32 protein-coding genes and 2 tRNA genes are annotated in these 26,410 nt (G+C 41.4%); 13 read left to right on the top strand and 21 right to left on the bottom strand.

The genetic code is table 11. The features are described 5' to 3' along the window. Positions 1–29: 29 nt before the first annotated feature. Complete coding sequence (locus C6N34_RS08140) at positions 30–1,316, top strand: glutamyl-tRNA reductase (RefSeq protein WP_006276020.1); 1,287 nt, start codon at positions 30–32, stop codon at positions 1,314–1,316. 26 nt (positions 1,317–1,342) lie between these two features. Here C6N34_RS08140 and C6N34_RS08135 read toward each other — a convergent pair whose 3' ends face one another. Further along, the gene (locus C6N34_RS08135) at positions 1,343–1,675 is read right to left on the bottom strand and encodes an ArsR/SmtB family transcription factor (protein ID WP_115539296.1); all 333 of its coding nucleotides are present in this window, start codon (positions 1,673–1,675) and stop codon (positions 1,343–1,345) included. Between the two features lie 111 nt (positions 1,676–1,786). Between C6N34_RS08135 and C6N34_RS08130 the strand changes: the two genes are divergently transcribed. The 3 genes from C6N34_RS08130 to C6N34_RS08120 all read left to right on the top strand — a co-directional run bounded on the left by C6N34_RS08130 (position 1,787) and on the right by C6N34_RS08120 (position 4,096). Then, positions 1,787–2,476: an MBL fold metallo-hydrolase gene (locus C6N34_RS08130; RefSeq protein WP_115539295.1), complete on the top strand. Its 690-nt coding sequence runs from the start codon at positions 1,787–1,789 to the stop codon at positions 2,474–2,476. A 47-nt stretch (positions 2,477–2,523) separates the two neighbouring features. Then, the gene (locus C6N34_RS08125) at positions 2,524–3,063 is read left to right on the top strand and encodes a rhodanese-like domain-containing protein (RefSeq protein ID WP_181406981.1); all 540 of its coding nucleotides are present in this window, start codon (positions 2,524–2,526) and stop codon (positions 3,061–3,063) included. A gap of 70 nt (positions 3,064–3,133) precedes the next feature. Continuing rightward, positions 3,134–4,096, top strand: coding sequence for a sulfite exporter TauE/SafE family protein (locus C6N34_RS08120; RefSeq protein ID WP_236107484.1), 963 nt, complete (start codon positions 3,134–3,136; stop codon positions 4,094–4,096). Here C6N34_RS08120 and C6N34_RS08115 read toward each other — a convergent pair. Both C6N34_RS08115 and C6N34_RS08110 read right to left on the bottom strand, forming a co-directional pair. Next, positions 4,069–4,635, bottom strand: a complete 567-nt coding sequence (locus C6N34_RS08115) for a DUF1634 domain-containing protein (protein ID WP_115539293.1) — start codon at positions 4,633–4,635, stop codon at positions 4,069–4,071. The two genes, C6N34_RS08120 and C6N34_RS08115, sit on opposite strands and share 28 nt — an antisense overlap. A gap of 4 nt (positions 4,636–4,639) precedes the next feature. Then, the gene (locus C6N34_RS08110) at positions 4,640–5,476 is read right to left on the bottom strand and encodes a sulfite exporter TauE/SafE family protein (protein WP_115539314.1); all 837 of its coding nucleotides are present in this window, start codon (positions 5,474–5,476) and stop codon (positions 4,640–4,642) included. Between the two features lie 655 nt (positions 5,477–6,131). Between C6N34_RS08110 and C6N34_RS08105 the strand changes: the two genes are divergently transcribed. Next, entirely contained in the window at positions 6,132–6,920 is a 789-nt protein-coding gene (locus C6N34_RS08105; protein ID WP_115539292.1) for a sulfite exporter TauE/SafE family protein, read from the top strand. Between the two features lie 8 nt (positions 6,921–6,928). On the opposite strand, the gene C6N34_RS08100 is transcribed toward C6N34_RS08105, so the two are convergent. Then, on the bottom strand, positions 6,929–8,791 hold the full coding sequence (locus tag C6N34_RS08100; protein WP_115539291.1) for an ABC transporter ATP-binding protein: 1,863 nt from the start codon (positions 8,789–8,791) through the stop codon (positions 6,929–6,931). Between the two features lie 28 nt (positions 8,792–8,819). On the opposite strand from C6N34_RS08100, the gene C6N34_RS08095 reads away from it, so the two are divergent. Together C6N34_RS08095 and C6N34_RS08090 are read left to right on the top strand one after the other, a co-directional pair. Next, the gene (locus C6N34_RS08095; protein ID WP_181884055.1) at positions 8,820–9,242 is read left to right on the top strand and encodes a trypsin-like peptidase domain-containing protein; all 423 of its coding nucleotides are present in this window, start codon (positions 8,820–8,822) and stop codon (positions 9,240–9,242) included. A 97-nt stretch (positions 9,243–9,339) separates the two neighbouring features. After that, positions 9,340–9,777, top strand: coding sequence for a peroxiredoxin (locus C6N34_RS08090; RefSeq protein WP_115539289.1), 438 nt, complete (start codon positions 9,340–9,342; stop codon positions 9,775–9,777). 85 nt (positions 9,778–9,862) lie between these two features. Here C6N34_RS08090 and C6N34_RS08085 read toward each other — a convergent pair. From C6N34_RS08085 to petM, 5 genes are all read right to left on the bottom strand, one after another. Further along, a tRNA-Leu gene (locus tag C6N34_RS08085) sits at positions 9,863–9,946 on the bottom strand. A 71-nt stretch (positions 9,947–10,017) separates the two neighbouring features. Then, entirely contained in the window at positions 10,018–10,704 is a 687-nt protein-coding gene (nblR, locus tag C6N34_RS08080; RefSeq protein ID WP_057179059.1) for a response regulator transcription factor NblR, read from the bottom strand. 47 nt (positions 10,705–10,751) lie between these two features. Continuing rightward, entirely contained in the window at positions 10,752–11,669 is a 918-nt protein-coding gene (locus tag C6N34_RS08075) for an NAD(+) kinase (protein ID WP_006276012.1), read from the bottom strand. A gap of 83 nt (positions 11,670–11,752) precedes the next feature. Beyond that, a complete protein-coding gene (locus tag C6N34_RS08070; protein WP_057179058.1) occupies positions 11,753–12,748 on the bottom strand; it encodes an SDR family oxidoreductase in 996 nt (331 codons plus the stop codon). A 138-nt stretch (positions 12,749–12,886) separates the two neighbouring features. Further along, a complete protein-coding gene (gene petM, locus C6N34_RS08065) occupies positions 12,887–12,991 on the bottom strand; it encodes a cytochrome b6-f complex subunit PetM (RefSeq protein ID WP_040008135.1) in 105 nt (34 codons plus the stop codon). A 231-nt stretch (positions 12,992–13,222) separates the two neighbouring features. Here petM and C6N34_RS08060 point away from each other — a divergent pair. Next, positions 13,223–13,296, top strand: a tRNA-Pro gene (locus tag C6N34_RS08060). Between the two features lie 31 nt (positions 13,297–13,327). Here C6N34_RS08060 and C6N34_RS08055 read toward each other — a convergent pair. Then, positions 13,328–13,846: a GNAT family N-acetyltransferase gene (locus C6N34_RS08055; RefSeq protein WP_006276008.1), complete on the bottom strand. Its 519-nt coding sequence runs from the start codon at positions 13,844–13,846 to the stop codon at positions 13,328–13,330. A 286-nt stretch (positions 13,847–14,132) separates the two neighbouring features. Between C6N34_RS08055 and C6N34_RS08050 the strand changes: the two genes are divergently transcribed. Next, positions 14,133–14,993: an alpha/beta fold hydrolase gene (locus tag C6N34_RS08050; RefSeq protein WP_057179057.1), complete on the top strand. Its 861-nt coding sequence runs from the start codon at positions 14,133–14,135 to the stop codon at positions 14,991–14,993. Here the strand turns inward: C6N34_RS08050 and tsaD are convergent. Next, a complete protein-coding gene (gene tsaD / locus C6N34_RS08045) occupies positions 14,990–16,033 on the bottom strand; it encodes a tRNA (adenosine(37)-N6)-threonylcarbamoyltransferase complex transferase subunit TsaD (RefSeq protein WP_115539288.1) in 1,044 nt (347 codons plus the stop codon). The two genes, C6N34_RS08050 and tsaD, sit on opposite strands and share 4 nt — an antisense overlap. Positions 16,034–16,373: 340 nt before the next feature. Between tsaD and C6N34_RS08040 the strand changes: the two genes are divergently transcribed. The 3 genes from C6N34_RS08040 (at position 16,374) to C6N34_RS08030 (ending at position 17,709) form a co-directional block, all read left to right on the top strand. Continuing rightward, on the top strand, positions 16,374–16,868 hold the full coding sequence (locus C6N34_RS08040) for a photosystem I reaction center protein PsaF, subunit III (RefSeq protein ID WP_009341979.1): 495 nt from the start codon (positions 16,374–16,376) through the stop codon (positions 16,866–16,868). 40 nt (positions 16,869–16,908) lie between these two features. After that, complete coding sequence (psaJ, locus tag C6N34_RS08035; protein WP_006276004.1) at positions 16,909–17,058, top strand: photosystem I reaction center subunit IX; 150 nt, start codon at positions 16,909–16,911, stop codon at positions 17,056–17,058. 129 nt (positions 17,059–17,187) lie between these two features. Further along, complete coding sequence (locus tag C6N34_RS08030; protein ID WP_006276003.1) at positions 17,188–17,709, top strand: photosystem I reaction center subunit XI; 522 nt, start codon at positions 17,188–17,190, stop codon at positions 17,707–17,709. Between the two features lie 97 nt (positions 17,710–17,806). On the opposite strand, the gene gmk is transcribed toward C6N34_RS08030, so the two are convergent. From gmk to C6N34_RS08015, 3 genes are all read right to left on the bottom strand, one after another. Then, positions 17,807–18,412 carry a guanylate kinase gene (gene gmk / locus C6N34_RS08025; RefSeq protein WP_115539287.1) on the bottom strand — a complete coding sequence of 202 codons (606 nt, stop codon included), beginning with the start codon at positions 18,410–18,412 and terminating at the stop codon, positions 17,807–17,809. Between the two features lie 21 nt (positions 18,413–18,433). Next, on the bottom strand, positions 18,434–18,700 hold the full coding sequence (gene remA / locus C6N34_RS08020) for an extracellular matrix/biofilm regulator RemA (RefSeq protein WP_006276001.1): 267 nt from the start codon (positions 18,698–18,700) through the stop codon (positions 18,434–18,436). 254 nt (positions 18,701–18,954) lie between these two features. Next, complete coding sequence (locus C6N34_RS08015; RefSeq protein WP_006276000.1) at positions 18,955–19,605, bottom strand: LON peptidase substrate-binding domain-containing protein; 651 nt, start codon at positions 19,603–19,605, stop codon at positions 18,955–18,957. 173 nt (positions 19,606–19,778) lie between these two features. Here C6N34_RS08015 and C6N34_RS08010 point away from each other — a divergent pair, with 173 nt between their 5' ends. Further along, entirely contained in the window at positions 19,779–20,471 is a 693-nt protein-coding gene (locus C6N34_RS08010; RefSeq protein WP_141302948.1) for an IS1 family transposase, read from the top strand. 87 nt (positions 20,472–20,558) lie between these two features. Here C6N34_RS08010 and rpsJ read toward each other — a convergent pair whose 3' ends face one another. From rpsJ to C6N34_RS07975, 7 genes are all read right to left on the bottom strand, one after another. Further along, positions 20,559–20,876 carry a 30S ribosomal protein S10 gene (gene rpsJ / locus C6N34_RS08005; protein ID WP_009341974.1) on the bottom strand — a complete coding sequence of 106 codons (318 nt, stop codon included), beginning with the start codon at positions 20,874–20,876 and terminating at the stop codon, positions 20,559–20,561. Positions 20,877–20,990: 114 nt separating this feature from the next. Next, positions 20,991–22,220, bottom strand: coding sequence for an elongation factor Tu (gene tuf, locus C6N34_RS08000; protein ID WP_115538209.1), 1,230 nt, complete (start codon positions 22,218–22,220; stop codon positions 20,991–20,993). An 18-nt stretch (positions 22,221–22,238) separates the two neighbouring features. Beyond that, the gene (gene fusA / locus C6N34_RS07995) at positions 22,239–24,317 is read right to left on the bottom strand and encodes an elongation factor G (protein WP_006275997.1); all 2,079 of its coding nucleotides are present in this window, start codon (positions 24,315–24,317) and stop codon (positions 22,239–22,241) included. A 143-nt stretch (positions 24,318–24,460) separates the two neighbouring features. Beyond that, a complete protein-coding gene (rpsG, locus tag C6N34_RS07990) occupies positions 24,461–24,931 on the bottom strand; it encodes a 30S ribosomal protein S7 (protein WP_040008105.1) in 471 nt (156 codons plus the stop codon). A gap of 155 nt (positions 24,932–25,086) precedes the next feature. Then, on the bottom strand, positions 25,087–25,470 hold the full coding sequence (gene rpsL / locus C6N34_RS07985) for a 30S ribosomal protein S12 (protein WP_006275995.1): 384 nt from the start codon (positions 25,468–25,470) through the stop codon (positions 25,087–25,089). 102 nt (positions 25,471–25,572) lie between these two features. Continuing rightward, positions 25,573–25,899 carry a HesB/IscA family protein gene (locus tag C6N34_RS07980; protein ID WP_006275994.1) on the bottom strand — a complete coding sequence of 109 codons (327 nt, stop codon included), beginning with the start codon at positions 25,897–25,899 and terminating at the stop codon, positions 25,573–25,575. Between the two features lie 55 nt (positions 25,900–25,954). Then, the gene (locus tag C6N34_RS07975; RefSeq protein WP_006275993.1) at positions 25,955–26,374 is read right to left on the bottom strand and encodes a cupin domain-containing protein; all 420 of its coding nucleotides are present in this window, start codon (positions 26,372–26,374) and stop codon (positions 25,955–25,957) included. Positions 26,375–26,410 lie beyond the last annotated feature (36 nt).

Below are 26,410 nucleotides of genomic sequence, written 5' to 3'. Positions count from 1 at the left end.
AGCGTTATTCCAGTCATAAGAAATTAAAGATGAATATTGCAGTAGTGGGGTTAAGTCACAAAACAGCCCCAGTTGAAGTAAGAGAAAAATTAAGTATTCCTGAACCCCAAACCGAAAGTGCGATCGCTCACTTGCTCAACTATCCTCACATTGATGAGGTGGCTATCCTCAGTACCTGTAACCGGTTGGAAATTTATGTTGTGAGCAGCGATATCCCCCAGGGAATTCGGGAAGTGACACAGTTTCTCGCTGAGCATAGCAAACTACCTGTAGGTTCTTTACGTCAACATCTGTTTACTCTTATCCATACCGATGCTGTGACTCATATCTTGCGAGTTGCTGCTGGTTTGGATAGTCTAGTTCTTGGAGAAGGACAAATTCTGGCTCAGGTGAAAAATACTCACAAACTGGGACAGCAATACAATGGTGTAAAAACAATTTTAAATCGTTTATTTAAACAAGCTTTAACTGCTGGTAAAAGAGTTCGTTCTGAAACGAGCATTGGCACTGGAGCGGTCTCTATTAGTTCAGCAGCTGTAGAGTTGGCACAAATTAAGGTAGAAAATTTAGAACTATACCGGGTACTAATTGTGGGTGCGGGAAAAATGTCTCGTCTACTGGTACAACATTTGATTTCTAAGGGCGCATCCCATATTAGTATTGTTAATCGCTCCCAAGAACGAGCAGCAGAACTGGCTAAACAGTTCCCAGAGGTGACTATTCACATTCATCTCCTCCCAGAAATGATGTCTGTTATTTCTCATAGTGATTTAGTCTTTACTAGCACTTCCTCCACAGAACCAATTATCAACCGCTCTAAATTAGAAATGGTTTTAGACCCTAACCATTCTCTCATGTTGTTTGATATCTCCGTACCTCGCAATGTGGACTCGGATGTAAATTGTTTAAATAATGTCCAGGTTTTTAATGTGGATGACTTAAAAGCAGTGGTAGCTCAAAACTACGAAAGTCGTCGCAAAATGGCCCAAGAAGCTGAAAAAATCTTGGACGAAGAGGTGGAGTCTTTTGATATCTGGTGGCGCAGTTTGGAAACTGTCTCTACTATCAGTTCTTTGAGAAATAAAATCGAACACATCCGCGAACAAGAATTACAAAAGGCTCTTTCCCGATTGGGTTCGGAATTTGGCGAAAAACATCAGGAAGTAATTGAAGCCCTGACTAGGGGAATAGTTAATAAAATATTACATGACCCTATGGTACAATTACGATCACAACAGGACATAGAAGCCCGACGTAACTGTATGCGAACTTTACAAATGTTATTTAATTTGGATACGGAGGAGCAATTCAGCTAGTAAAACTCGAAGTATCTGGGAGTTTCTTACAATCTAAGATCCTGTAACTCCCTGGTCTGCTCTTCTAATCTAACCTGCAAGCGATCGCACACTAAATCGCACAGTTGAAACAATATGGGATCCACAATCTCATAAATCACCATCACCCCTTCAGGTCTTCTTTTTACAATACCTGCTTGGGTCAGAATCTTCAGGTGTTTAGACACATTCGCTTGACCTAGACCGGTTTCTGCTATTACCTGGGTGACATTTTTTCCTCCTGTCTTCAAACAGCACAAAACCTGTAATCGACTTACCTCCGACAACACTTTGAAATATTCTGCAACATGGATTAGAGCTTCTGGATACATATCTGACATAAAAAATTCGGAAAATTTTAGAGAATTTCTGAAATTTGTACTTGACTATTCTACTGTATAGTAATATGGTTATATTATCAAGTAGGCAGAGGGTAAAAGTCGAGGGTGAATATGTTATTTAGACAACTTTTTGACAGAGAATCTAGCACATATACATACTTAATTGCTGACGAGCAGACAAAAGCGGCCGTGCTAGTGGATCCTGTGGTGGAGCAAGTAGAAAGGGACTTACAGGTAATTGAGGAACTAGGTTTAACATTACAGTATTGCTTAGAAACTCATATTCATGCTGATCATATCACAGGTACAGGCAAACTGCGGGAGCGAACAGGGTGTTTGGGGATTGTACCTGCTAATTCTTTCGTCAGTTGTGCGGACAAACAGATGGAAGATGGGGAAATATTAACCCTGGGGGAGATTAATGTTTTAGCGATTGGGACACCGGGACATACGGACAGTCATTTAGCTTTTTTAGTCAATCAAGAGAAGTTGTTTACTGGGGATTCATTATTAATTAGAGGTTGCGGGAGAACTGATTTTCAAAGTGGAAGTGCGGAAACTCTATTTGACATTGTCACCGAAAAATTGTTTACACTTCCGGACGAAATAGAAGTTTATCCAGGACATGATTATAGAGGTTTTACAGTTTCTACTATCGGTGAAGAAAGAAAATATAACCCTCGGTTTAAGGGATATAATCGGGAGACATTTGTCAAACTAATGAATGAATTGAACTTGCCAAATCCTCAGAAAATGATGGCAGCAGTTCCTGCGAATCAACTTTGCGGTAAGGCGGTTTAAGGGTGTGGACCGGATAAATTGGTAAATATGGCAACAGGAGTAGGCAAATGGAGATTTCAGGTAAAGAAGAATTACAAGCATTAGATGCTTCACAGGTGAAAGAATTGTTAGAAAGCCAAAGAGTACATTTGATAGATGTGAGAGAGCAGGAAGAATTTATGGGTGAGCATATTCCCGGTTCTCAACTTTTACCTCTATCAAAATTGGAGCCAGAAAAAATATCCTTATTAACTGGCAAAAAGATAGTTATTTATTGCCATTCAGGAAATAGATCCCAACAAGCTGCTCATAGATTAATAGAATTTGGATTTAGGGATTTCAGTCAATTGGAGGGAGGAATTAGTGCTTGGAAAAAGTCAGGGTATGTAACTAATAGGAATAAAAATGCTCCTATAAGTATAATGAGACAAGTGCAAATAGTGGCAGGAACTTTGGTAGTTGCTGGGACAGTTTTAGGAGTTTTGGTTTCTCCTTGGTTTTTAATTTTAAGTGGTTTTGTAGGGAGTGGTTTGGTATTTGCTGGGTTAACTAATACTTGTGCCATGGCTATGCTATTGAAGAAATTGCCCTATAACCAAAGAGGTTGAAAATACTAAGACTCCCTACAGGGGGTCTGTTTTTAAAAATTGGTGGATTGCAAGTGGGGTATAAGAAACTATGATGTGGATCTTAGGACATATTTTGGCGACTGGAATAGGTATTAGCTTAGGGTTAATAGGTGGTGGTGGTTCAGTTTTAGCCCTACCGGTTTTAGTGTATGTGATGGGGGTGCCAACCAAGTCAGCAATTGCCATGACCTTAATCATTGTTGGTACGGTCAGCTTGATTGGATTAATTCCTCACTGGAAAAATCGAAATATCAATTTTCGTAAGGCGTTTATTTTTGGCTCCGCTACCATGTTAGGTGCTTTTTTAGGTGCTAAAATTGCAGGTTTACCATTTATTACTGACAATTTACAAATGCTGCTTTTTGCAATTGTGATGTTGATAGCAGCATTCCTTATGATCAGAAGAAGTAGGCAAAATCCAGATAAATCATCCGTAAAATACCAAAAGGATTTACAAGCAAGAAAGGATAGATCTTTCGATTTAGATCGGGGTTATCCACCACAGGATGAAGATATTTGTCAAGATGATGTTTACGAGCATATTTACCAACCCCCAGTTTGCAAGTATTGCTGGTTATGGTTGTTAACCGAGGGGTTGGGAGTGGGAACATTAACTGGGTTGATAGGGGTTGGAGGCGGTTTTGCCATTGTCCCTGCTTTAGTAATTTTAGGTAAAACACCCATGAAAGAAGCCATTGGTACTTCTTTGTTAATTTTAGTAGCTAATGCAATGGCAGGTTTTTTGGGTTATTTGGGACGTGTGAATTTGGATTGGAATTTAATAGGTAGTTTTATTCTTGCTGCTAGTTTAGGTAGCTTTTTTGGTGGTTATCTGTCTGGGTTCATTGATGGAAGAAAATTACAGAAGTATTTTGGTTATTTTTTAATAGCTGTTGCTGCTTTTGTACTGTTTCAAAATCAGACTGCTGCTACAGGTAAAAAAACTGCCACTGGTCTAATAAAAAGTGCAAGTATTTCTCCGTATTACAAAGAAGCACTTACCAAACTATAACTAATAGTAGCAAGTACCAGGAAGGTCATCACCACGTAAGTAAATTTTCTCTGGAACATAAAAACCAAAAAGGAAATAACCACTCGCAAAATAGGGACAGAGATCAAGATTAGAAGTCCTAGTTGAATTATCCCCCTTCCACTACCAGAAAAAATCGCATTTATCACACCCACTGGTGAACAAAACTGGGATGGTGTACCTCTAAATGTGTTATACTCAGCAGGTTCAAAACCATGACGGATTAAATATAACATCCCTCCCGCAAACACAACAGTGCTAGCAATTAACACACCATGTCCGAGTAAATTACTCAGGATGTTTTCTAGTTGTTGTTCAGATTGCGACTTATTTGGATGGTAAAAACTAGTAATTTCACCAGAAAAGTTAGTATTATTTATACTGTTACTTTGATCCAGCTGCTGTTGCTCTAATTGTTCAATATCAGAATCGGTTTCTTCTGGAATCAGAACCAGTCCCATTAATTCGATTTCTATTTCCGCTGATGAAGTCCATCTAAAACCAGAATTTAATTTATACATGTTATTATACTCCCCCTGTTAAACCGTTATAGACCATTTTTAGTGCCATCACTACTAAGATGATACTGAAGATAATTCTGAGGGTTTGAGTTTTGGCACCAATTAAAATTCTGGCCCCTAAAAAAGCACCCGGTAAAACTCCCAACAGTACGGGCATAGACAAGCCTGGCTCAATATATCCCCTACTTAGATATATGCCAGCAGAAGCTGCTGCTGTTACACCAATCATAAAATTGCTAGTGGTAGTGGAAACTTTAAAGGGTAAACCCATTGCTTGATCCATGGCTAAAACTTTAAATGCTCCAGACCCAATACCTAGTAAACCAGAAAGAATTCCTGCTAGTAACATAATGCTAAAACCAGCAGGTAGGGAGTTTACTTGATAAGACATTACACCATCATTTATGGGGTAAGTACCATTTAATTGGAGGTATTCAGCTAGGGGATCTGATTTGACAACCTCAACACATTCCGTTTTTGGTCTTTGGGATAAATATGCTGAATAAATTAGCACAAATGCTAAAACGATAGTGAGGAATTTAACTGAAACAATGGTAGCTATGGATGCACCAACAACCGCACCAATAGTACTAGCAACCTCTAAAAACATTCCTAGTCGAATATTAGTAAATCCCTTTCTAATATATGTCGATGCTGAACCTAAGGATGTAGCAATAACTGAAACCAAGGAAGCACCAATAGCGTAACGAATATCAACCCCAAAAACGGAAGTTAATAGCGGAACTATGACAACACCCCCTCCTAAACCGGTTAAGGAACCTACTAAACCAGCACTAAAGGATCCCATCCAAACTAATGCAGAAAATGCCAATATACTCAAGTTTTCCCCCATTTGTTGATTAATAGTTGCTGATTAGTGGTTAATATGTTTATGTTGGAAAGTAATTGGATAAGTTCAACAGACCAAGACTGTTTTTCCTGATCACAATAAAACTTGTTATTAGGATATATGGGTTACACTGTGTTACGGTTTATCCTACATTATTTTTTTTGATTATGCAAGTCTTTTCCAATATTTTAACAATTTATTGATCATTGTTAAGACACTCAATAACGTGGGATTGGGGGGAAATTAGCTATTATAACCATCCCCAACTCAGGTTATCCCAGAACTCCTCTCCAGTAATCACTTTTACCCAAATAAATCCATATTAAGAAATGTATACCTTGGTGAATTTTCAATAATTATTTAATCATCACCAATTTGATAGTTTTTGCTTGATTACTTTAATAAATAATCACCCAAAAGAGTAGTTTATATTTTCACTTCTGGGGAAAATCACCACTGAAATATCCACACAACCCAGACTTGGAAAAACAAGAAAATAATCCTTCTCACCTCTTGACATCCGAGGTTTAACCGTGATTAAATACGGTAATCCAGTCGAGTTTTAGTAATTTACTGGGACTTGAAAGATGTATGTTAGGATACTAATGCACCATATACTATTATTTTGATGTAGATGAGGGGAAGGATGGACTACTTACTGCTACCAGTTTTCAGCTTTTTTATTGGCACCATTGTGGGTTTGACAGGAGTAGGAGGCGCATCCCTGGTTACTCCCATGTTGATTTTCGTTTTTCAAGTTCCACCTTCTATTACTATCAGTTCAGATGTTGTAGCTGCTACGCTAATGAAGGTAGTGGGTGGGGTTAAACATTGGCAACAAAAAACCCTAGACATGGAAGTGGTTAAATGGTTAGCCATGGGTAGTGTTTCTGGATCGCTGGTAGGTGTAGGTGTTTTACATCAACTTAGAACTAATGGGTATGAGATGGATAGTCTCTTATTGAAGTTATTAGGAATAATGATTTTGATAGTGACACTAACAGCATTAGCACAAATGGTAATAATCACACTGTTCCCCCAGCTCAATTTGCCCGAACCCCCTAAATTAAATGTTAAAACCGATCAAGGTCGTTTTTTAACCTTGTTAATCGGGGTCTTTTTAGGATTCTGTGTCGGTATGACTAGTGTTTCATCTGGTTCTATGTTCGCATTGGTATTAGTTACTTTGTTTAGCTTAGATGCACAAAATTTGGTAGGCACAGATATTACCCAAGCAGCAATCCTATTAATATTTACATCCTTGGGTCACTTGACCTTGGGAACGGTGGATTGGAGTTTAGTATTACCAATATGGATAGGTTCAGTCCCAGGGGTGGTACTGGGTTCAAAACTTTGCCAAATTACTCCACAACGTCCACTTAAGTTAATTATCTACAGCATTTTGGTGATGGTTAGTTGGAAGTTAGTAGTTTAATTCAATTGCTAGTAGTTAATATTTCCTTGGGGAATGGCGGCTATTAGTTTTTTTGTGTATTCTTCCCTAGGTTGACGATAAATACTCTCAGACGTACCAACCTCCACAATTTTACCTTCATTCATGACCAAAATGCGATCGCTCATAAATTTAACCACACTTAAATCATGGGAAATGAAAATATAAGTTAATTGAAATTCCTGTTGTAATTCCTTCAAGAGATTTAAGACCTGAGCTTGAACGGAGACATCGAGAGCGGAAACCGACTCATCGCAAATAATAAATTTAGGATTTAGTGCCAAAGAACGGGCTATACAAATACGCTGACGTTGACCACCAGAGAATTGATGGGGATAGCGATTCATATCATTTGCACTTAATCCCACTCGCTCTAAAAGTTGGACAACTATGTCCTGACGCTGTTGTTTGGTTTTCCCTAGGGAATGAATTAACAATGGTTCCATAATTGCTTCACCAATTTTTATTCTTGGGTCGAGGGAACTAAAAGGGTTTTGAAAAATTATTTGCATCTGTTTTCTCAGAGTCTGTAATTGAGTTCCTGCAAAATTAGTGATGTTTTGTCCTTCAAATATAATTTTTCCCGCCATGGGTTGAATTAATCTGATCAAGGTTCTACCCAAAGTAGTTTTACCGCAACCCGATTCTCCCACTAAACCTAAAGTTTCTCCTGGATAGACATCAAAGGAAACACCATTGACAGCTATATTATATCGTTTGTTACCGCCCAACAAACCGCGAACAGGAAAGCCCACCTTGAGGTTGTGAATTTGCAAAAGTGGGGATTTTCTGGTTAAATCATCTATTCGTGTTTCAATTTCTGCTGGGGTAATTTGTCGAGGGATATTCGGTTCTTTTGACTTAATAATCAGCTCTCCATTGGGATATCTTTGTACTATCATGTAGTCAGAAACCGTCAGCAATTTTTGTGGTCGCTGGTTAAGAGTGGGACGACAAGCTACTAAACCTTTAGTGTATGGGTGCTGGGGATGGGTGAAAATTTGTGATGCCAAACCACATTCGACAATTTTACCTTTATACATCACTGCTACTTGATCGGCAATTTCAGCAACTAGTCCTAAATCATGACTGATGAAAATCATAGCCATATTACGACTTTTTTGGAGTTCTCTCATCAGTTCCATAATTGTCGCTTGGACTGTTACATCCAAAGCAGTTGTTGGTTCATCAGCAATTAACAAAGATGGATTACAACAAATTGCCATGGCAATCATGACCCTTTGCAACTGACCCCCTGACAACTCATGGGGGTAGCGTTCTAGCATGGCCATTTTATATTCTTTCACTAGTTGTGCTAATTGATAATCACTGGGTAGTGGCTTTTTGGGATGGGTTTGATGCCAGTTTTCTAAATACTGCTGTTTAATGTTTTCATCCTTGGGTAATAGCTTTACTTCCTGTAATCGGGCGATCGCAATTCTTTTAGCTTCAGCTAGGGTGACATTTTGATGGCGCTCAATTGCTTCTGTTAACTGAAAACCAATGTTATAAACCGGATTGAGGGAAGTCATTGGTTCTTGAAAAATCATTGCCATATCCCCACCACGGTAAAGCTGGATTTCCCGTGAGGGTAGAGCTAATAAATCTAGGGGTTGGGCATTTTTTTGATTGCGGAATAAAATTTGTCCTCCAGTTACCTGACCGGGGTATGGTAATAAACCCATAATTGCCAGAGCTGTGACTGATTTACCACTACCGGACTCACCAACTATTCCCAGGGTTTGACCTTGGAGTACATCAAAACTAATGCCATCGATAGCTTGTACCTGAGCACCATCCCCGGAAAATTCTACTCGCAAATTCTGAACTTCCAGACAATTCCTATGGTACATTTTCCTTCCTCACTGCTAAATGTTATTTATGTGGATTATCTATCGTAGCAATAATGGGTCTGGAGTAATAATTGCCCGGGAGGGAAATACTTACACTGTTCTAACCAGCGCTCATGTAGTTTGCAAAATACCGCAAAAGATTAGTAGTAGCAAGAATAACAAAAACACGTGTACAAAAGAGAATTATACAGTAATTGCCGCTAGTGGACGGGAATATCCCTTAGACAATAGCAGTATAAAATTAGGAGAAGGGGTAGATTTAGCCACAGTAAAATTTAATAGTGGGGAAAACCATCCAGTTGCAACATTTGAGATTTCCCCTGAATTTGCCTCAGCATACTATGAGCGGCGATTTTCTTGTGAATTGGGAGATGAAAATGGAGCTGGTTTTGACTTTCAAAGGGCCTCTGATTTACAAGTTTCACGTCCCAGAATCCTTCCTAAGGATTGATAATAGTGTTTATAAAGATATATAATGGGGTTCAATCTCGCTATACCTCTTGAGGTACAGTAAAATTCAAACTATTCTCACACAGGAAAGGTCAAGTATGGCATTATCAGTTGGTACAAAAGCACCTGCATTTACCACCAAAGATACAAACGGCAACACAGTGTCACTATCTGATTTTGCCGGTAAAACCGTAGTTCTATATTTTTATCCCAAAGATGACACTCCTGGATGCACCAAACAAGCTTGCAGTTTTCGGGATGCTCAAAGTGACTACCAAGGGAAAGATATAGTAGTTCTAGGAGTAAGTGCTGATGATGTGACTTCCCATCAAGCATTCACCACAAAATATAAGCTCAATTTTCCCCTGTTAGCTGATACTGATAAATCTTTAATAAAAGCTTACGATGTAGATGGTGGCGGTTATGCTAAACGCGTTACTTACATCATAGATCCAAATGGCAAGATTGCTCATGTTGACACCACAGTTAATACTTCCACTCATGCTAGTGATGTTTTAGCAGCCATTGGTCTCTAAGCTTTCTCTAAGTTCTTTTAAGCAAGCTGCGCCAGTGTATGCCGGCGTGGCTTGCTCTCCTGGGAAGCATTTTTATTTTCTTTAATGGGCAGAAGGAGAATCGAACTCCTATGACCGCAAGGTCGCCACATTTTGAGTGTGGTGCGTCTACCAGTTTCGCCATCCGCCCTTCTTCAGCAACTTTCCTATTATAGCTTAGTTTTTTGTTTTGGCAATAGGCTAAACAAAATTTTTTTCTAGCTAGGACTCCCTTAATACATATCCCACACCTCGCACTGTTTGAATCAAACGCTTTTGTCCATTTTCTTCGATTTTCAATCGTAAGTAGCGAATGTATACTTCAATCACATTTGACTCACCGACAAAGTCATAACCCCAAACATTTTCCAAAATTTGTTCCCGGGTTAAAACTTCCCGGGGATGTTCCATAAAGAACTTTAATAGTTCAAATTCCTTCATTGTTAAATCAATGGCTTTATTGTTATAGATAGCGCGACGAGTACCAATATCTAAGGCTAGATCTACAAAGCGTAACTGTTCACTACTTTCAACATCTGGTTTTAGATATAGACGAATGAGCTTGGAAAATTCCTCGGAACGGTAAGGCTTAAGAATATAATCATCTGCACCCGCTTCTAGGCAAGCAACACGGTCATCCATCGCATCTCTGGCCATTAATATCAGAACTGGCTTAGTATTGCCAGTGGCACGGAGGTTCTTACAAAAAGATAATCCAGACTCTCCTGGCAACATTCTGTCTACAACTATTAAAGCCGGTTGTAAATCTCGACATTTATGCAAACCGCTATTAGCATCAGTAGCTATAATAGCCTCATATCCAGCCTCTTGAAGATCAAAGCCCAATTGACTAGCTAGAGTTTCATCAGGTTCAATCACCAGAACACGGGAGCCATGAGAAGGCGTCATATTGATTTTTCCAATATAAGGGTTTACTGCTGGATAATGATCAAAAGTTATGGCAACTCCACCGAACTTGGTTTAGCAATATGGGGTAGTCCCCAACCCAATTTCTCCCGTAAAATTCGGAAAAACTCTGGTGGTTGTAAGCGTATAAACCTAGCCTTGTATTCCGAGCGGCGTAAATATACCCGATCCTCGGACAAGACAAAACACCCACCATTACCATCAACGACCATCACCAATCGAGGGATGTTAACCGGGTAAATATTTACTGGTTCATGATCGGGAAACACTAAAGCTCTTGAAGCTAGAGAATGGGGACAAATAGGAACCAACTGCAGTACGGGCACGCCCGGGGCAATCACCGGACCGCCAGCGCTTAAAGAGTAGGCTGTTGAACCTGTAGGAGTAGAAACAATTACACCATCTGCGGCAATATCCACAGCTGCATGACGACCTATTTCAATTTCAAAATGGCACATCGAGGTTAGTGGTTCTCGATGCAATACCATTTCATTTAAACAAAGCGCTTCCCACAGAACTGAGTCTCCCCTCCAGACTTGAACATTCAGCATGGCTCGGTCTTCGATTTCATAGTGACCCTCCATCACCTGCTCCATAGCTGTGGGCAGCTGATTCAGATAGGTCTCCGTCAAAAATCCCATGTGACCTGTGTTTACAGTTAACAATGGTACACCGGAGGGAGCAACTTGACGGGAAGCTGCTAAAACTGTCCCGTCTCCACCTAATACCACTGCAAACCGCATATCTGAGTCAAATCCGGGAGGTGTAAGACCTGATATGGGAGTGTGGCATACGGGACTATCAGGGTTGGAGTAGCCCAATATACCACCAATACTTGCTGTCATACACACATCCCAACCAGCGGCGGTCAGCTGGTCTTTGAGTTCGATAGCGACTCGACCCGCTATCGGTTTTACGTCATTGTAGATAATGCCTGCTTTTGGCACATTAAAACATCCAGGTTTGGGCGCTGCTTGATATTTAGTTATCCTGACACATTTTGGAATAATATAGTCACCGATTGGGAATTTTATTGACTATTAACTTTTGTAGACTGCTTGAAAGGGGTTTTTTTGTCTTTTTTCTTCTCTTTTGCTTTTTGGTAGTCTAACTCTTTTAGCTTTTTCATAATCCTACTAAAATACTCCTGTAAGTAAACTTCTACAGTAGTAATTTGTTGTTTATCTAGTCCAAATGCTGTGTATACTTCGTCCATAGAAGCATTGAGAGGTTTACCACTGGCTAGAACTTCTGAAAAGGCCAGTCTATCAGCCACATTCCACCCCCACTGAAAAAATCGTAGCAGACCCTGAACACCCCGTAGCAGTCCTAAGGGCATTCGTGTGATTTTGGCATCTTTTCCTGACAGGCGCTCACAAATATCAATTATTTCTTCTGCACTCCAAGCACGAGTCCCAACTAGAGGAAAGGTTTGTTTCTCAGTGTCTGGTACAGTCAGAGCCCGAATTGCAAACTTAGCAATATCTTGGGTATCCATATAAGCTACCGGTGAGGACTCACCAGTTACCCACACTGGCTGATTTTCCAAAATAGGAATGCCATATTGACCAATCAACCCTTGCATAAAACCAGCTAGTCTTAAAATTGTATAGTTTAAGCCAGATTCAACTATGAACAACTCTGTACAGCGCTTAATTTCCATCAAGGGGACATTAGGATATTTTTCAGCATCCAAAATTGAGAAGAAAATAAACCGCTCTATACCAGCAGACTTAGCAGCTTGAACTAATGCTACTTTACCTTCCCAGTCCACTTGTTTAATAGTTAATGAATCTGTGGCACGAGAAGTGGAAGCGTCTATTACCTGCGTTACGCCTTCTAAAGCACCCACTAAGGTTTCTGGATAACACAAGTCCCCTTTCACCAGTTCGGCGCCCCACTCTTTCAGAAATGCTGCTTTTTTCAGACTTCTTACTAAACAGCGGACTTTGTAACCCTCATCTACAGCACGACGAACAACTTGTCTGCCAAGAGTGCCAGTAGCACCAACAACTAGTAATGTCATTATGGTCGTTATAAATTTTTATGTTTTGTGATAAAAATTTTAACAGAGTTCAGGTATAGAAATAAAACTTTACATTTTTCACATTTTTGTGGTTGGGATCCCCCACCTTCAGGTGGGGAGTTACCCATTTTTTTGAATCTATTCTCCTGCTCCCTGAATTTTCAGCAGTAGGGCACCGATAGCCCAACCAGCGAAAATCAGTCCGAAGGACAAAATGCCTGCATTTAAAATTTCCCCGCCCATTTGCTGTGATTCTCCTTGTTTTGAATTAGCGTATTTTGTTTGAAACATCTGGGAACTATCCCACAGACTGCCATTGAAAGTTTAACAAATTGTGGAGGTGCAACATGCTCCTTCGACCACTAACTTTCAAAAAAAGTGCAGTTGCTGTTGACAAAACAAAAAAAATAAGTTAGTTTGTATATGGTGTTATATGGTGCGTAAAACTTCCGCCCCACATAAAAGTCCACTTATCGGGATGTAGCGCAGCTTGGTAGCGCGCCTGCTTTGGGAGCAGGATGCCGCAGGTTCAAATCCTGTCATCCCGACTTTTTACATGACCTCCCTTTCCCAGGATCATTAAGGATACCAGAACATCCCCTTAATCCCCTCTGGGTCTGGGATAAACCCCATAGTGCGGTAGAAATCGACCACATGGGCATCAGCAAAAAGAGTCACATTACTAATTTCCTCGTTTCTGAGTTTTTTGAGAACAAATTTCATCAATGCCTTACCCAAACCTTGATTTTGGAAGTCTGGATGAACTACCACATCCCAAATAGTGGCATTAAAAGCATGATCTGACGTAGCACGAGCAAAACCAATTAACCGCTTTTTGCTCCCTCCTATTTGCCACATGGAGGCTACGAGGAAGCTATGGTCAATGGCTCTTTTCACTTTTCTTAGGGGACGGCGCGACCAACCAACCGCATCACAGAGTTCTTCCAGTTCGTATAGATCAATATCTCGTTCAGTGCTGAAGACAATGGTATCGCCACTGACGCTAGAATTACGTCCCCGTGCATACTCATCAAATGTGCCGGTTTTAGTTGTCGCTACAGAGTTGGAATTAGTAAACCAAGTTTTCCAAAAACCCATGCCAATGCGGTTCGGGTAACACGAATAAGTTGTTGATATTTGACAGTGCTTACTAATCCAGAAAAACGCTTATACCATTTAATTTCTGCTCAAGAACCACAGGGGGTAAGTTGAATAGAGGTCAGAAAGGGTAATCGTGATTCTGGATCAGATTTTTCACACACTTTTAACTTTAGCACTTTCTGTTCCTTCCAGTTCCAGATTTTATAGTTGGGCATAGAACAGGTTAAAATAGTCTAGGAAACTTGACTGTAATTGATTTAACTTCCCCTATCAAACCCCGGGTATGGCAAAAATAGAAATACATGGCGTTCCACACGCCTACGAATTAACAGTCCCTACCTCCCACCCTGAAACCCTGGTGTTTATCCACGGTTGGCTAAATAGTCGTAGCTATTGGCAACCGCTAATTTCCCGTATCTCCCTTGATTTTCAGTGTCTGTCATACGATTTGCGGGGTTTTGGGGAATCTCAATGCCAATCCTGTGATCAACCCGATAACTCCCATGAGCATTCTCCCTATTCCACTGGGGCCTATTCTCAAGACCTAATTACTCTCCTGGAATTACTGAGTATTTCTAGAGTTTGGCTAATTGGTCATTCCTGGGGAGGTACAATTGCTTTAAGAACCGCATTGCAATTGCCAAACTTGGTTCAAGGTGTAATTTGTATTAATGCTGGTGGTGGAATTTACTTGAAAGAGGCCTTTGAGCGGTTTCGTGCCACCGGTCAAAAGTTTCTCCAAATACGACCTCGTTGGCTTTACCAACTCCCTTTAATTGATTTGTTTTTTACTAGAACTAATGTGGCACGTCCTTTGGATCGGCACTGGGCCCGTCAAAGAATTATGGATTTTATCATCGCTGATCCTCAATCAGCTATAGGAACACTTATGAGTTCCACAACTGAAGAGGAAGTGAATAGTTTACCTCAGTTAGTTTCACAGATAAAACAGCCAGTTTACTTTTTAACGGGCGCTAATGATAAGGTAATAGAACCTAAGTATGTACGTCATTTGGCCAGCTTTCATTGGCTGTTTCAATATGTTGGCGATAATGTGATTGAAATTCCCAATTGTGGCCACCTGGCCATGCTAGAGCAACCGGATGCAGTTAGTCAACATATTATTTCAATTATTACTGGTTAAACTTTATATAAATCCATCACCTGAGTCACAGGTAGTCGGGAATGAACCCCTAAAGTCAAATTAGACCGGTGACCACGTAACAGATGGTCAGATGCAGCACAACCAATCATAGCAGCATTATCAGTACAGAATTTTAAGGGGGGGAAAAGAACCCGGAGATTATGCTCTCTGGCAGCAGCTTGTAAGTGTTGTCTAAGCCCACTGTTAGCTGCCACACCACCACCTACGGCAATTGTTTTTATACCATAATTATATGCACAGGCGATCGCTCTTTTAGTCAAGGCTTTAGCCAGAGTTGCTTGAAAGCTGGCAGCAATATCTGCTACAGGTATTTTTTCCCCATCTTTTTGAAATTGTTGCACAAGCCTTAACACAGCTGTTTTTAGACCACTAAAACTAGAATTATAGGGGTGATAACCACCTTGGGGCAAAGAAATTTTGCCTTCTGGCAAAGAGAAAGCATGAGGATTGCCCATTTGTGCCAACTGGTCAATAATTGGGCCCCCGGGATAAGCTAAGCCCAATAAGCGAGCCACCTTATCAAAGGCCTCACCTGCAGCATCATCAACAGTTTGTCCTAAAGTTTCGTACTTACCACAATCTTGAACATAAATCAAGCTTGTATGTCCACCAGAAACAAGTAAGCTAAGAAAGGGGGGATTCAAATCAGGTTCAGCCAAATAGGTAGCATAAATATGACCTTCTAGGTGGTGAACTCCCAAAAAAGGCTTTTCATGGACCATAGCCAAAGTTTTTCCAGCAGTGAGACCCACTAATAAAGCTCCCACCAGTCCGGGGGCACAAGTAGCAGCAACACCATCAATTTCTCCCCATTCCATCAAACTGTCATCTAGGGCCTGTGCTATTACCTGATTAATTGTTTCTAAATGTTGTCTAGAAGCCACCTCTGGAACCACTCCACCATACTGCTGATGGAGAGGAATCTGGGAAGCTATGACACTGCTTTTCACGTAACGATTTTTAACGATAGCCACAGCAGTCTCATCACAACTGGTTTCGATAGCTAATATAGTTGTCATAATTTGTTTTAGGTGTGAGAAAATGGGAATGAGAGATCTGTTCAATCCCCCAAGTCGTCAAATCTTACTTTTGGTTGCGAAGCTTTAACTTTTATTTAGTTCAACTTTACTCGATTCCTTGCCAAGAGTATGATGACTTGCTAGTTATCAAAATCCCACACTGTACAGGCCGCTTCGTTTTGTACACCATGGTAACATGAAAAAAAGTATCGACAATATTTGGAGTTGATCCAGATGGAGTCAGTGAGGCGTTTTTGACTGCGCCAAAATGAATTTCCGTCTCTTTAGAGCGGAGAAAAGTCAAAAAACTTACTTTTTTGTAACAAAGGGAAACAACTCCATGCGACGATTGTTTGCTTTGATTTTAGCGATTGGTCTCTGGTTCAATTTTGCCCCTCAGGCCCACGCCCTGGGTGCCAACCTTGTTCCTTGTAAAGACTCTCCCGCTTTTCAAGATCTGGCTCTAAATGCCCGTAATACCACTGCTGATCCCGAATCTGGGAAAAAACGGTTTGAACGATATTCACAGGCTCTATGTGGTCCTGAGGGCTATCCTCACCTAATTGTTGACGGTCGTTTAGATCGTGCAGGGGACTTTTTAATTCCTAGTATTCTTTTCCTTTACATTGCTGGTTGGATTGGTTGGGTAGGCCGTGCTTATTTACAAGCAATCAAAAAAGAAGCTGATAGCGAGCAAAAAGAGATCCAAATTGATCTGGGTTTAGCACTACCCATTATCACCACTGGGTTTGCTTGGCCAGCAGCAGCGATTAAAGAATTTCTCTCTGGTGAATTAACTGCTAAGGACTCGGAAATTACCGTTTCTCCTCGCTAGTTCATCTGCTTCTATCCACTTGTTTTCGGAGACTAAATCCATGGCTGATAAAAGCGATCAATCATCCTACCTAATCAAGTTCATTTCCACAGCTCCCGTAGCAGCTACAATTTGGCTGACTATCACAGCGGGTATTCTCATCGAATTTAACCGCTTTTTCCCTGACCTACTGTTCCACCCCCTACCCTAGGCCAGCTAGACCGAAATATAGTCTTGATCGGTAAACAGTACCATTTAGGAGAGTTAACCATATCTCAACCTATCCTTCACAACTGTTTACCGACCATAATGTTGAAGCAATATTGAGGCAATACAAAACATGGCACAAGCAGCAAATAAATCTAAAAATCTCCCCAGTGATCCCAGAAATCAGCAAACTGTAAGAGCAGCTGGTGGTAATCCCCAGGATGGAAATTTGGAAACCCCAATTAACTCATCCCCTTTGGTTAAGTGGTTTATTGGCAACTTACCTGCTTATAGACCTGGCTTAACTCCTTTTAGACGAGGACTGGAAGTGGGTATGGCACATGGCTACTTACTCTTTGGGCCTTTTGATAAGTTAGGTCCCCTACGTGATTCTGCCAATGCCAATTTAGCTGGATTATTGGGCAGTGTGGGTTTAGTTATCATTCTTACCGCATGTCTGTCTCTGTATGCTAATAGCAATCCTGCTCCAGCGCTAGCGAGTGTAACTGTGACCAAAGTTCCAGGAGACGCATTTAACTCCAAAGAAAGTTGGAATAACTTCACCAGTGCGTTCTTAATTGGTGGTATTGGTGGTGCTGTAGTTGCTTTCTTTTTGACCCTGAACTCTGGAATTATCCAAGGTTTAATTGGTTAATTTCCATAATTTCTGCGCCCGCTTATTAATGTCCACCCAAACCTACTCAGACCTTAACAATCTGGGTAGGTGGAAGGAAAAGATGAAGATCTAAGTCTCAAAGCTGTGAAAAACTTGAAATAGTTTTTAAAATAGTTTCCAGTTCATTTAAGGTTGTAGCGAAGTCATCATTGACAATTTGAATATCAAATTCTGAAGCGGCTTTAATTTCTTCCTTAGCTCGGTTAAGACGACGAGTGATGGCTTCATCCGAATCTTGTCCTCTTGCTCGGATGCGGTTTTCTAATTCTAGAAATGAAGGAGGCAAAATAAAAATGCTTAAGGCGTCAGGGTAAGAAGCTTTGATTTGTCTGGCCCCGGCCAATTCAATTTCTAAAATCACCGATCTTCCCAACTGAATTTGCTGGAGAACAGCAGCACGAGGAGTTCCATAATAATTACCAGCAAATTCCGCCCACTCCAAAAATTCCCCCTGAGCAACTAACTCTTGAAAGCTGTTGGGGGTGATAAAGTAATAACTTTTGCCATCAATTTCTCCCAGACGAGGAGAGCGAGTAGTAGCAGAAACTGAATAATACAATTGGGGATGTTGTGCCAAAAGTTTTTGTATTAAAGTTCCCTTACCAACTCCACTAGGACCTGTTAAAACAATTAGCTTACCGGGGCGGGTAGTAGCACTGGAAATAAGAGGTAAAAATTGCATTGTCTAATTTGGGACTTATTATCAATTGTCAGCTGTGTGATGGTCACGGGAAAGAACAAAACGATTGGCCACTGTTTCTGGCTGAATTGCTGAGAGAATAACATGGCTAGAATCAGTGATAATTACCGCCCTAGTGCGACGACCATAGGTGGCGTCAACTAATTGTCCTCTATCTTTGGCATCGCCAATAATTCGCTTAATAGGTGCTGATTCGGGACTAACAATGGCAATTACCCGATTAGCAGAAACTATGTTGCCAAAACCAATGTTGATTAACTGAATGTCCATAAAAATAGGTGTCCAAGGCAAAAACCAAAGTTTTTGATAAACATATTCTCATGTTATACCCTAAATAATTGGAGTTAGAACGATTAAAGTTTTGATATATTGAGGTTTTTGGTCATAAATAATATGTTTTGGCTTTTTAGTCCCTAAAATGGCTTAAAAATCCCTCCCACGGTACATGCAAAAAATTGCCCACTTCATAGAGAGAACCAGATTTTGCCACCGTCACCCGTTCATCTTAATTTCAAGTTCACATACTACTTTATATCATCAAAGGTATCTTTTAAGACTGAACGTGCGGCTAGATGATTACGAGTAGATGTCAAGATTTCCGACTCCCTGTTTAATCGGGCTTGGGTATCCTGTAATTCCAACAGTGCCTGTTGTTCATCGGCTACACCGTACAGGTTACTGGCTATCCAATAAGATAGCTCCCGTGGTAAATCTGGCAAATCTTCTGGCAATTCAATATCTCTGTCCGTCAATTTGGAAGAGAGACGAACTACATCCCGCAACAGCTGCTCTACTTCCCTAGCTAGAGGTCTTAAATCTAAAGCTGGTGGATTTTCTTCCATCCATTCCACTAAACCTACACGATAGGGTTTTTCTCTCACATATTCAAGCACTCGAAATCTTTGTTGTCCTAAAGTTAAGATTTCCATTCTGCCATCTTCCAATCGCTGATAATGAATTATTTCTGCACAACACCCAACATTGGCTATAGCACCATTAATTGGATTTACCATTAACACCCCAAACCGGCGATCGCTCTCTAAAATAGTATTCATCATAATTCGGTAGCGGAACTCGAACACATGCAGGGGTAAAGGTCTAGTGGGGAAAAGCACCACTTCTGGTAGGGGGAAAAGGGGTAGTTCGCGGACGGCAATTTTGGGAGAAGATGTCATTTTGGGTTAGGGGATAAAGTATATTGTTAAGACTATAAAGGCTATGTATGTTACTGATATTTTACACCCAAGTCTGAGTGAAAGTTTGTACTTGAGATTATTTGAAAATATTCTATCAGAAACAGGAAAAATAAGGCGTTGCATAATAGAGGTATGAATTGAGGTAATCTACTGTGCATTGTCCAAACTGCGGGTCTTCCAAAATCAGAAAGAATGGCAAACGTCGAGGTAAACAAAATCACATTTGTGTTGATTGTGGTCGTCAATTTATCGATGTCTATAGTCCACCTAAAGGCTATTCAGAAGAAGTTAAACAAAGTTGCCTGCGCTCTTATGTTAACGGTATGGGATTTAGAGCAATTGAACGCGATAAAGGCGTTCATCATACAACTATTATTTACTGGCTAAAACAAATTGGTTCCATACTTCCAGATGCTCCACCAGTTGAGGAAACACCCTTGGTAGGTGAGCTTGATGAGTTGGAGACCTTTGTGGGATCAAAAAAAAACAAAATATGGTTGTGGACAGCAGTAAATCACTTCCGTAAAAATATCCTGGCTTGGGTTGTGGGAGACCACAGCTCACAAGCATTTCAACCTTTGTGGGACATCGTTAAACTCTGGCAATGCTTTTTTTATGTTACTGATGGGTGGAGGGTTTATCCGAGTTTTATTCAGCCAGAGGATCATATTGTGAGCAAAACATATATGACTAGGGTAGAGGGTGAAAATACACGTTTACGTCACTACTTAGCGCGACTACATAGAAAAACGCTATGCTATTCAAAATCTGTAGATATGCTTAGGTATTCAATTAAATTATTACTTCACTATTTAAAGTATGAAGTAATACCCGCGTTTAGTTGATTCATCCCGCAAATATGCAACGCCAAAAATAAAAGTGGAAAAGAGGGGAAGCTACCAACCCCTTTTTTCCACTATTTAGCGTTTTGGCTATAGTTTAACTTCAATATCCACACCGGATGGTAAATCCAACTTCATCAGGGCATCAATAGTTTTAGAAGATGGTTGATGAATATCAATAATGCGACGATGGGTACGGGTTTCAAAGTGTTCACGGGAATCCTTGTCTACGTGAGGAGAACGCAGCACGCAATATATTTTGCGTTTTGTGGGTAAAGGAATAGGTCCAATAGCTGTAGCGTTAGTCCGGTTGGCCGTATCTACAATCTTCTCGCAAGATGTATCTAATAAACGTCGGTCAAAAGCTTGTAAGCGGATTCTGATCTTTTGCTGCTGTAAAGTTGCCATCTTTAGTTTTCCTGGTTCTGTGAATTTTAAATTTAGAGATTGAGGGAAGAAAAAAGAGCAGAGATGAATTTTAACCATCTCCGCTCCATTTTCTTCAGAGCAAAAAGGCGAGTTCTATTTTACAATTTTTGACACCACACCCGCACCGATAGTCCGACCACCCTCACGAATAGCAAAACGCATACCCTCTTCAATGGCCACAGGGTTAATCAGTTCCACAGTCACTTTAATCCGGTCTCCAGGCATTACCATTTCTACATCAGTGCCCTCATCAGAAGTAAAGGCTTTAATAGTACCCGTTACGTCGGTTGTACGTACATAAAACTGGGGACGATAACCAGCGAAGAAGGGGGTTTTCCGACCACCTTCCTTTTCGGTAAGAACATAAACCGCACCTTCAAATTGGGTGTGGGGGGTAATAGATTGGGGTTTAGCAATTACCATACCCCGTTCAATGTCGGCTTTTTGAATACCGCGTAGTAGCACACCCGCATTGTCACCAGCCATACCTTCGTCAAGACTCTTCTTGAACATTTCAATCCCGGTCACCGTGGTAGCGCGAGTATCTCTAATACCTACTAATTCAACGTTATCACCAACCTTCACCTTACCACGTTCAATCCGACCAGTAGCGACCGTACCACGACCAGTAATAGAGAACACATCCTCTACTGCCATCAAGAAGGGTTTGTCTATATCGCGCTCAGGGGTGGGGATATAGGAATCTACAGCATCCATCAGTTCGTAGATTTTATCTACCCAAGGATTTTCGCCTCGTTGAGTCTTAGGATTAGCAGTCATTGCTTGCAGAGCTTGCAAACCAGAACCCTTGATAATGGGGATATTATCGCCATCAAATTCATAACTGGTCAATAATTCCCGCAGTTCCAGTTCTACCAGTTCCAACAATTCGGGGTCATCCATCATATCTTCTTTGTTTAAGAAGACAACCAAGCTAGGAACACCCACCTGTTTTGCAAGAAGAATGTGTTCACGGGTTTGAGGCATGGGTCCATCAGTAGCAGCTACTACTAAAATACCCCCATCCATTTGTGCAGCACCAGTGATCATATTCTTCACATAGTCAGCGTGTCCCGGACAATCTACGTGGGCGTAGTGACGTTTTTCTGTTTCATACTCAACGTGGGCAGTATTGATGGTAATACCCCGAGCTTTTTCTTCGGGCGCATTATCAATTTGGTCATAGCCTTTAGCCACTGCTTGACCCAAAGCAGCCAAGGTCATGGTAATAGCTGCTGTTAAAGTTGTTTTACCGTGGTCAACGTGGCCAACAGTACCAATATTAACGTGAGGTTTGTTCCTTTCAAATTTTGCGCGTGCCATGTATATCTCCTTTTTTAATTATGCGTTCCCTTTGCTTTTTGCGATAATTGCCTCAGCCACATTGCGAGGTACTTCATCGTAATGGCTAAATTCCATGGAAAAAATACCCCGTCCTTGAGTTTTAGACCGGATATCCGTAGCATAGCCAAACATTTCCGCTAAGGGTACTTTAGCAGTTACCTTAGCCAGTCCCTGCTCCGAACCCATGCCCTCAATTTGTCCGCGACGGGAGTTTAAATCCCCCATTACATCACCCAGGAAGTTCTCAGGTACTTCTACCTCAACTTTCATCATGGGTTCTAACAGCACAGGTGAGGCTTTTGCCACAGCTTCTTTCATAGCCATGGACCCAGCAATTTTGAAGGCCATTTCTGAAGAGTCTACATCATGGTAGGAACCATCTATTAGGGTAGCCTTCACATCAATGAGTGGATATCCAGCTAATACACCAGATTCGCAGCATTCTTTCATACCCTGCTCCGATGGTCCAATGTATTCTTTGGGAACCACACCACCAACTATTTTGGAGACGAATTCAAAACCAGTCCCAGGTTCACCCGGTTCCAGGTCAATGACTACGTGACCATATTGACCTTTACCGCCACTTTGACGAATAAATTTGCCCTCGATTCTGTTGACGGCTTTGCGGATGGTTTCTCGGTAGGCTACCTGGGGTGCACCCACGTTGGCCTCTACCTTAAATTCCCGTAACATCCGGTCTACCAGAATTTCTAGGTGCAGTTCCCCCATACCAGCAATTACCGTCTGATTGGTTTCTGGGTCTACACTAACCCGGAAGGTGGGATCCTCTTCTGAAAGAGCCTGTAAAGCTTTGGAAAGCTTATCCATGTCATTTTTGGTCTTAGGCTCTACCGCAACAGAAATCACTGGCTCAGGAATAAATAGGGACTCCAGAATTACTGGGGATCCTTCATCACATAGGGTGTCACCTGTCAAGGTGTCTTTTAACCCTACTGCTGCTCCTAGGTCACCAGCACGCAGTTCTTCTACGTCCTGACGCTCATCCGCTTTTAGCACCACCAGTCTAGAAATACGTTCTTTCTTACCCTTGGTAGCATTAAGTACGTAACTACCTTTCTTCAGCACGCCAGAGTAAACCCGAACAAAGGTAAGTCTTCCATAGGGATCTGCCATAATTTTGAAGGCTAAAGCTGATAGAGGTTGGCTATCCTCAGCTCTCCGCTCTACTGTATCCCCGTTGGGTAGTGTACCTTGAATCGCTGGTACATCTATTGGAGCTGGTAGGTAATCTACCACTGCATCCAACATCAACTGTACGCCTTTGTTTTTGAAGGCTGAACCACAAAGAACTGGTACAATTGTTCCAGCAACTGTTCCCTTTCTCAGGGCACTACGAATTTCCGCTTCGGTGAGATCTTCACCCGCAAAATACTTCTCCATCAGAGCATCTTCTGTTTCCGCTACTGCTTCAATCAGCTTTACTCGATACTCTGCCGCTTGCTCTGCTAATTCAGCCGGAATTTCTGTTTCCTGAATATCTGTCCCTTGGTCATTAGTGTAAATATATGCACGCATCCGCACCAAATCTACAATACCTTGGAACTCGCTCTCGCTACCTATGGGAAGTTGGATGGCTATGGCATTAGCACGCAGGCGATCGCACATTTGCTCATGCACTTTGTAGAAATTCGCTCCTGTGCGATCCATCTTGTTAATGAAAGCTATACGAGGCACTTTATAGCGATCTGCTTGCCGCCATACGGTTTCGGACTGGGGTTGAACTCCACCCACAGAACAAAATACGGCTATCACCCCATCCAACACCCGCATGGAACGTTCCACTTCTATGGTGAAGTCTACGTGACCAGGAGTGTCAATAATGTTAATTTGATGATCTTTCCAACTGGTACTAATAGCAGCAGCGGTGATGGTAATTCCCCTTTCCCTTTCCTGCTCCATCCAGTCGGTTACGGCTGTTCCTTCGTGAACTTCGCCAATTTTATGAATTATCCCAGAGTAAAATAGTATTCTCTCTGTCGTTGTAGTTTTGCCCGCATCTATGTGCGCCGCAATACCGATATTGCGTACCTTCTCTAGCGGGTTTGTGCGTGCCACATTTACCTCCTAATAATTATAGTGCCATGATATCTTGTATATTACTCTTTGTTAAGATTCTATACTTTTACGGAAAACCGTCTTAGGCAGAAATTTAGCGATGTACTCCTCGCAAACTGAGGATATATCGGTGCATATCTCACTTAATAACGGTAGTGTGCAAATGCTTTATTTGCTTCCGCCATGCGGTGAGTTTCTTCCCGCTTACGAATGGCACTTCCTGTTTCGTTAGATGCGTCCATTAGCTCATTGGCCAGTCTACTAGCCATGGTACGACCTGGGCGCGATCTAGAAAACTGCACCAACCATCTTAGAGCTAAAGCTGTTCCCCGGTCCGCCCGGACTTCCATTGGTACTTGATAGGTTGCACCACCTACCCTTCTAGCTTTTACTTCTACTAGAGGGGTAGCATTGCGCACTGCCCTCTCAAATACCTCTAGGGGGCTGCCACCTGTTCTATCTTCAATTGTCTTGAAGGCATCATAAACTATTCTAGCGGCCAGAGACTTTTTGCCATGACGCATTACCCGCCGCATTATCATACTGACAAGGCGGCTATTGTACACTGAGTCTGGCGGAACTGGCCGCTTTTGACTAACACCACGACGAGACATACTTTATCCTTAAACTGGAAATTTTAGTAAACGAAACTACGAGATTATATGTTATCAGAACATCTTCACTCTCTATCAAACACAGAAGGCTTTCTTCCATAACACAGGGTGTTAGTTAGGGCGATTAATCCTAAAGACAATTAATCGCCTAAAACCTATTTTTTCGTTTGTTTCGGGCGTTTAGTTCCATATTTGGAACGTCCTTGCTTCCGGTCTTTCACTCCAGCTGTATCTAGGGTGCCACGGATAATGTGGTATCTGACCCCAGGCAAATCTTTTACCCGACCACCACGAATCATCACCACCGAGTGTTCCTGCAAGTTGTGACCAATTCCCGGAATATAAGCCGTCACCTCAAATCCGGAGGTCAGTCTCACCCTTGCCACTTTCCGCAGAGCTGAGTTGGGCTTTTTGGGGGTGGTTGTATATACCCTGGTACACACTCCTCGACGTTGAGGACATTGCTTCAGAGCAGGGGACTTGGTTTTCTGACGCGCTAGTTCGCGCTCACTACGTATTAGCTGCTGTATTGTTGGCATGAGTTACAGCGCATTAAGCTGCCTATTTTTTATTTTAACAAATCCTGATTATAACTTTTTTTTGGTTTTTCCGTCAATTATTTTTTTGTAATTAACGGTGAGTTAAGATTTCATGGAAAAGGAATTACCGCAGCTACAGGTGGAGGTGGCCAGGGGATTGTGGAAACGAAAACCCCCACCCATAAGGTCTTCAGAATAATCAATGGTTAAACCGTTGATATACTTTATGGTTTCCTGATCCATGACCAGTTGCAGGTTGTCAATATCAAACACTTGATCTTCTGGGTTAATTAACTGGTCAAAGGAGATATGGTATAACCACCCGGAGCAACCACCTGGTTGCACCCGCACCCGGAATAAACTATGGGGCTGATGTTTGGATTTTAAGCGTCCAATTTCATTGGTAGCTGCTGAACTCAAGCTAATCATGGCAGGGAAGTGGCTAATTAAGGTTTAAGTGGTTAAGGCTTTATCCATACCATTCTCAATGATGATCACGAGCATAATCATCTTGGTAACGAATAATATCATCTTCCCCCAAATATTCTCCATTTTGGACTTCTATTAAAATTAAGGGAATGACACCGGGATTTTCTAAGCGGTGCACTGTACATTGAGGCACGTATGTGGACTGATTATTACTCAGGAGGATTTCCCGATCTCCACACACAACTTTAGCTGTACCAGAGACGACTATCCAGTGTTCACTGCGGTGGTGGTGCATTTGCAAACTAAGACGATGTCCGGGTTTAACCTCAATACGTTTAATTTTATAGCCTCTTCCTTCCTCTAAAACGGTGAATGATCCCCAAGGACGTAATTCACCAGCAACGATTCCCTTATGGTCAGCAGTGGTGCTGAGACTAAGTGCATTGTGGGAAAGTTTTTCTGTCAATTGAGCCATACTAATCTCCAAATTAATCTCCAAACTAATCTCTAA

This window comes from Cylindrospermopsis raciborskii Cr2010, from assembly GCF_003367075.2.
In the GTDB taxonomy this organism is placed as follows: domain Bacteria; phylum Cyanobacteriota; class Cyanobacteriia; order Cyanobacteriales; family Nostocaceae; genus Raphidiopsis; species Raphidiopsis raciborskii.
The sequence above is the reverse complement of the archived record's forward strand: the minus strand, read 5'-3'. Positions and strand labels throughout refer to the sequence as shown.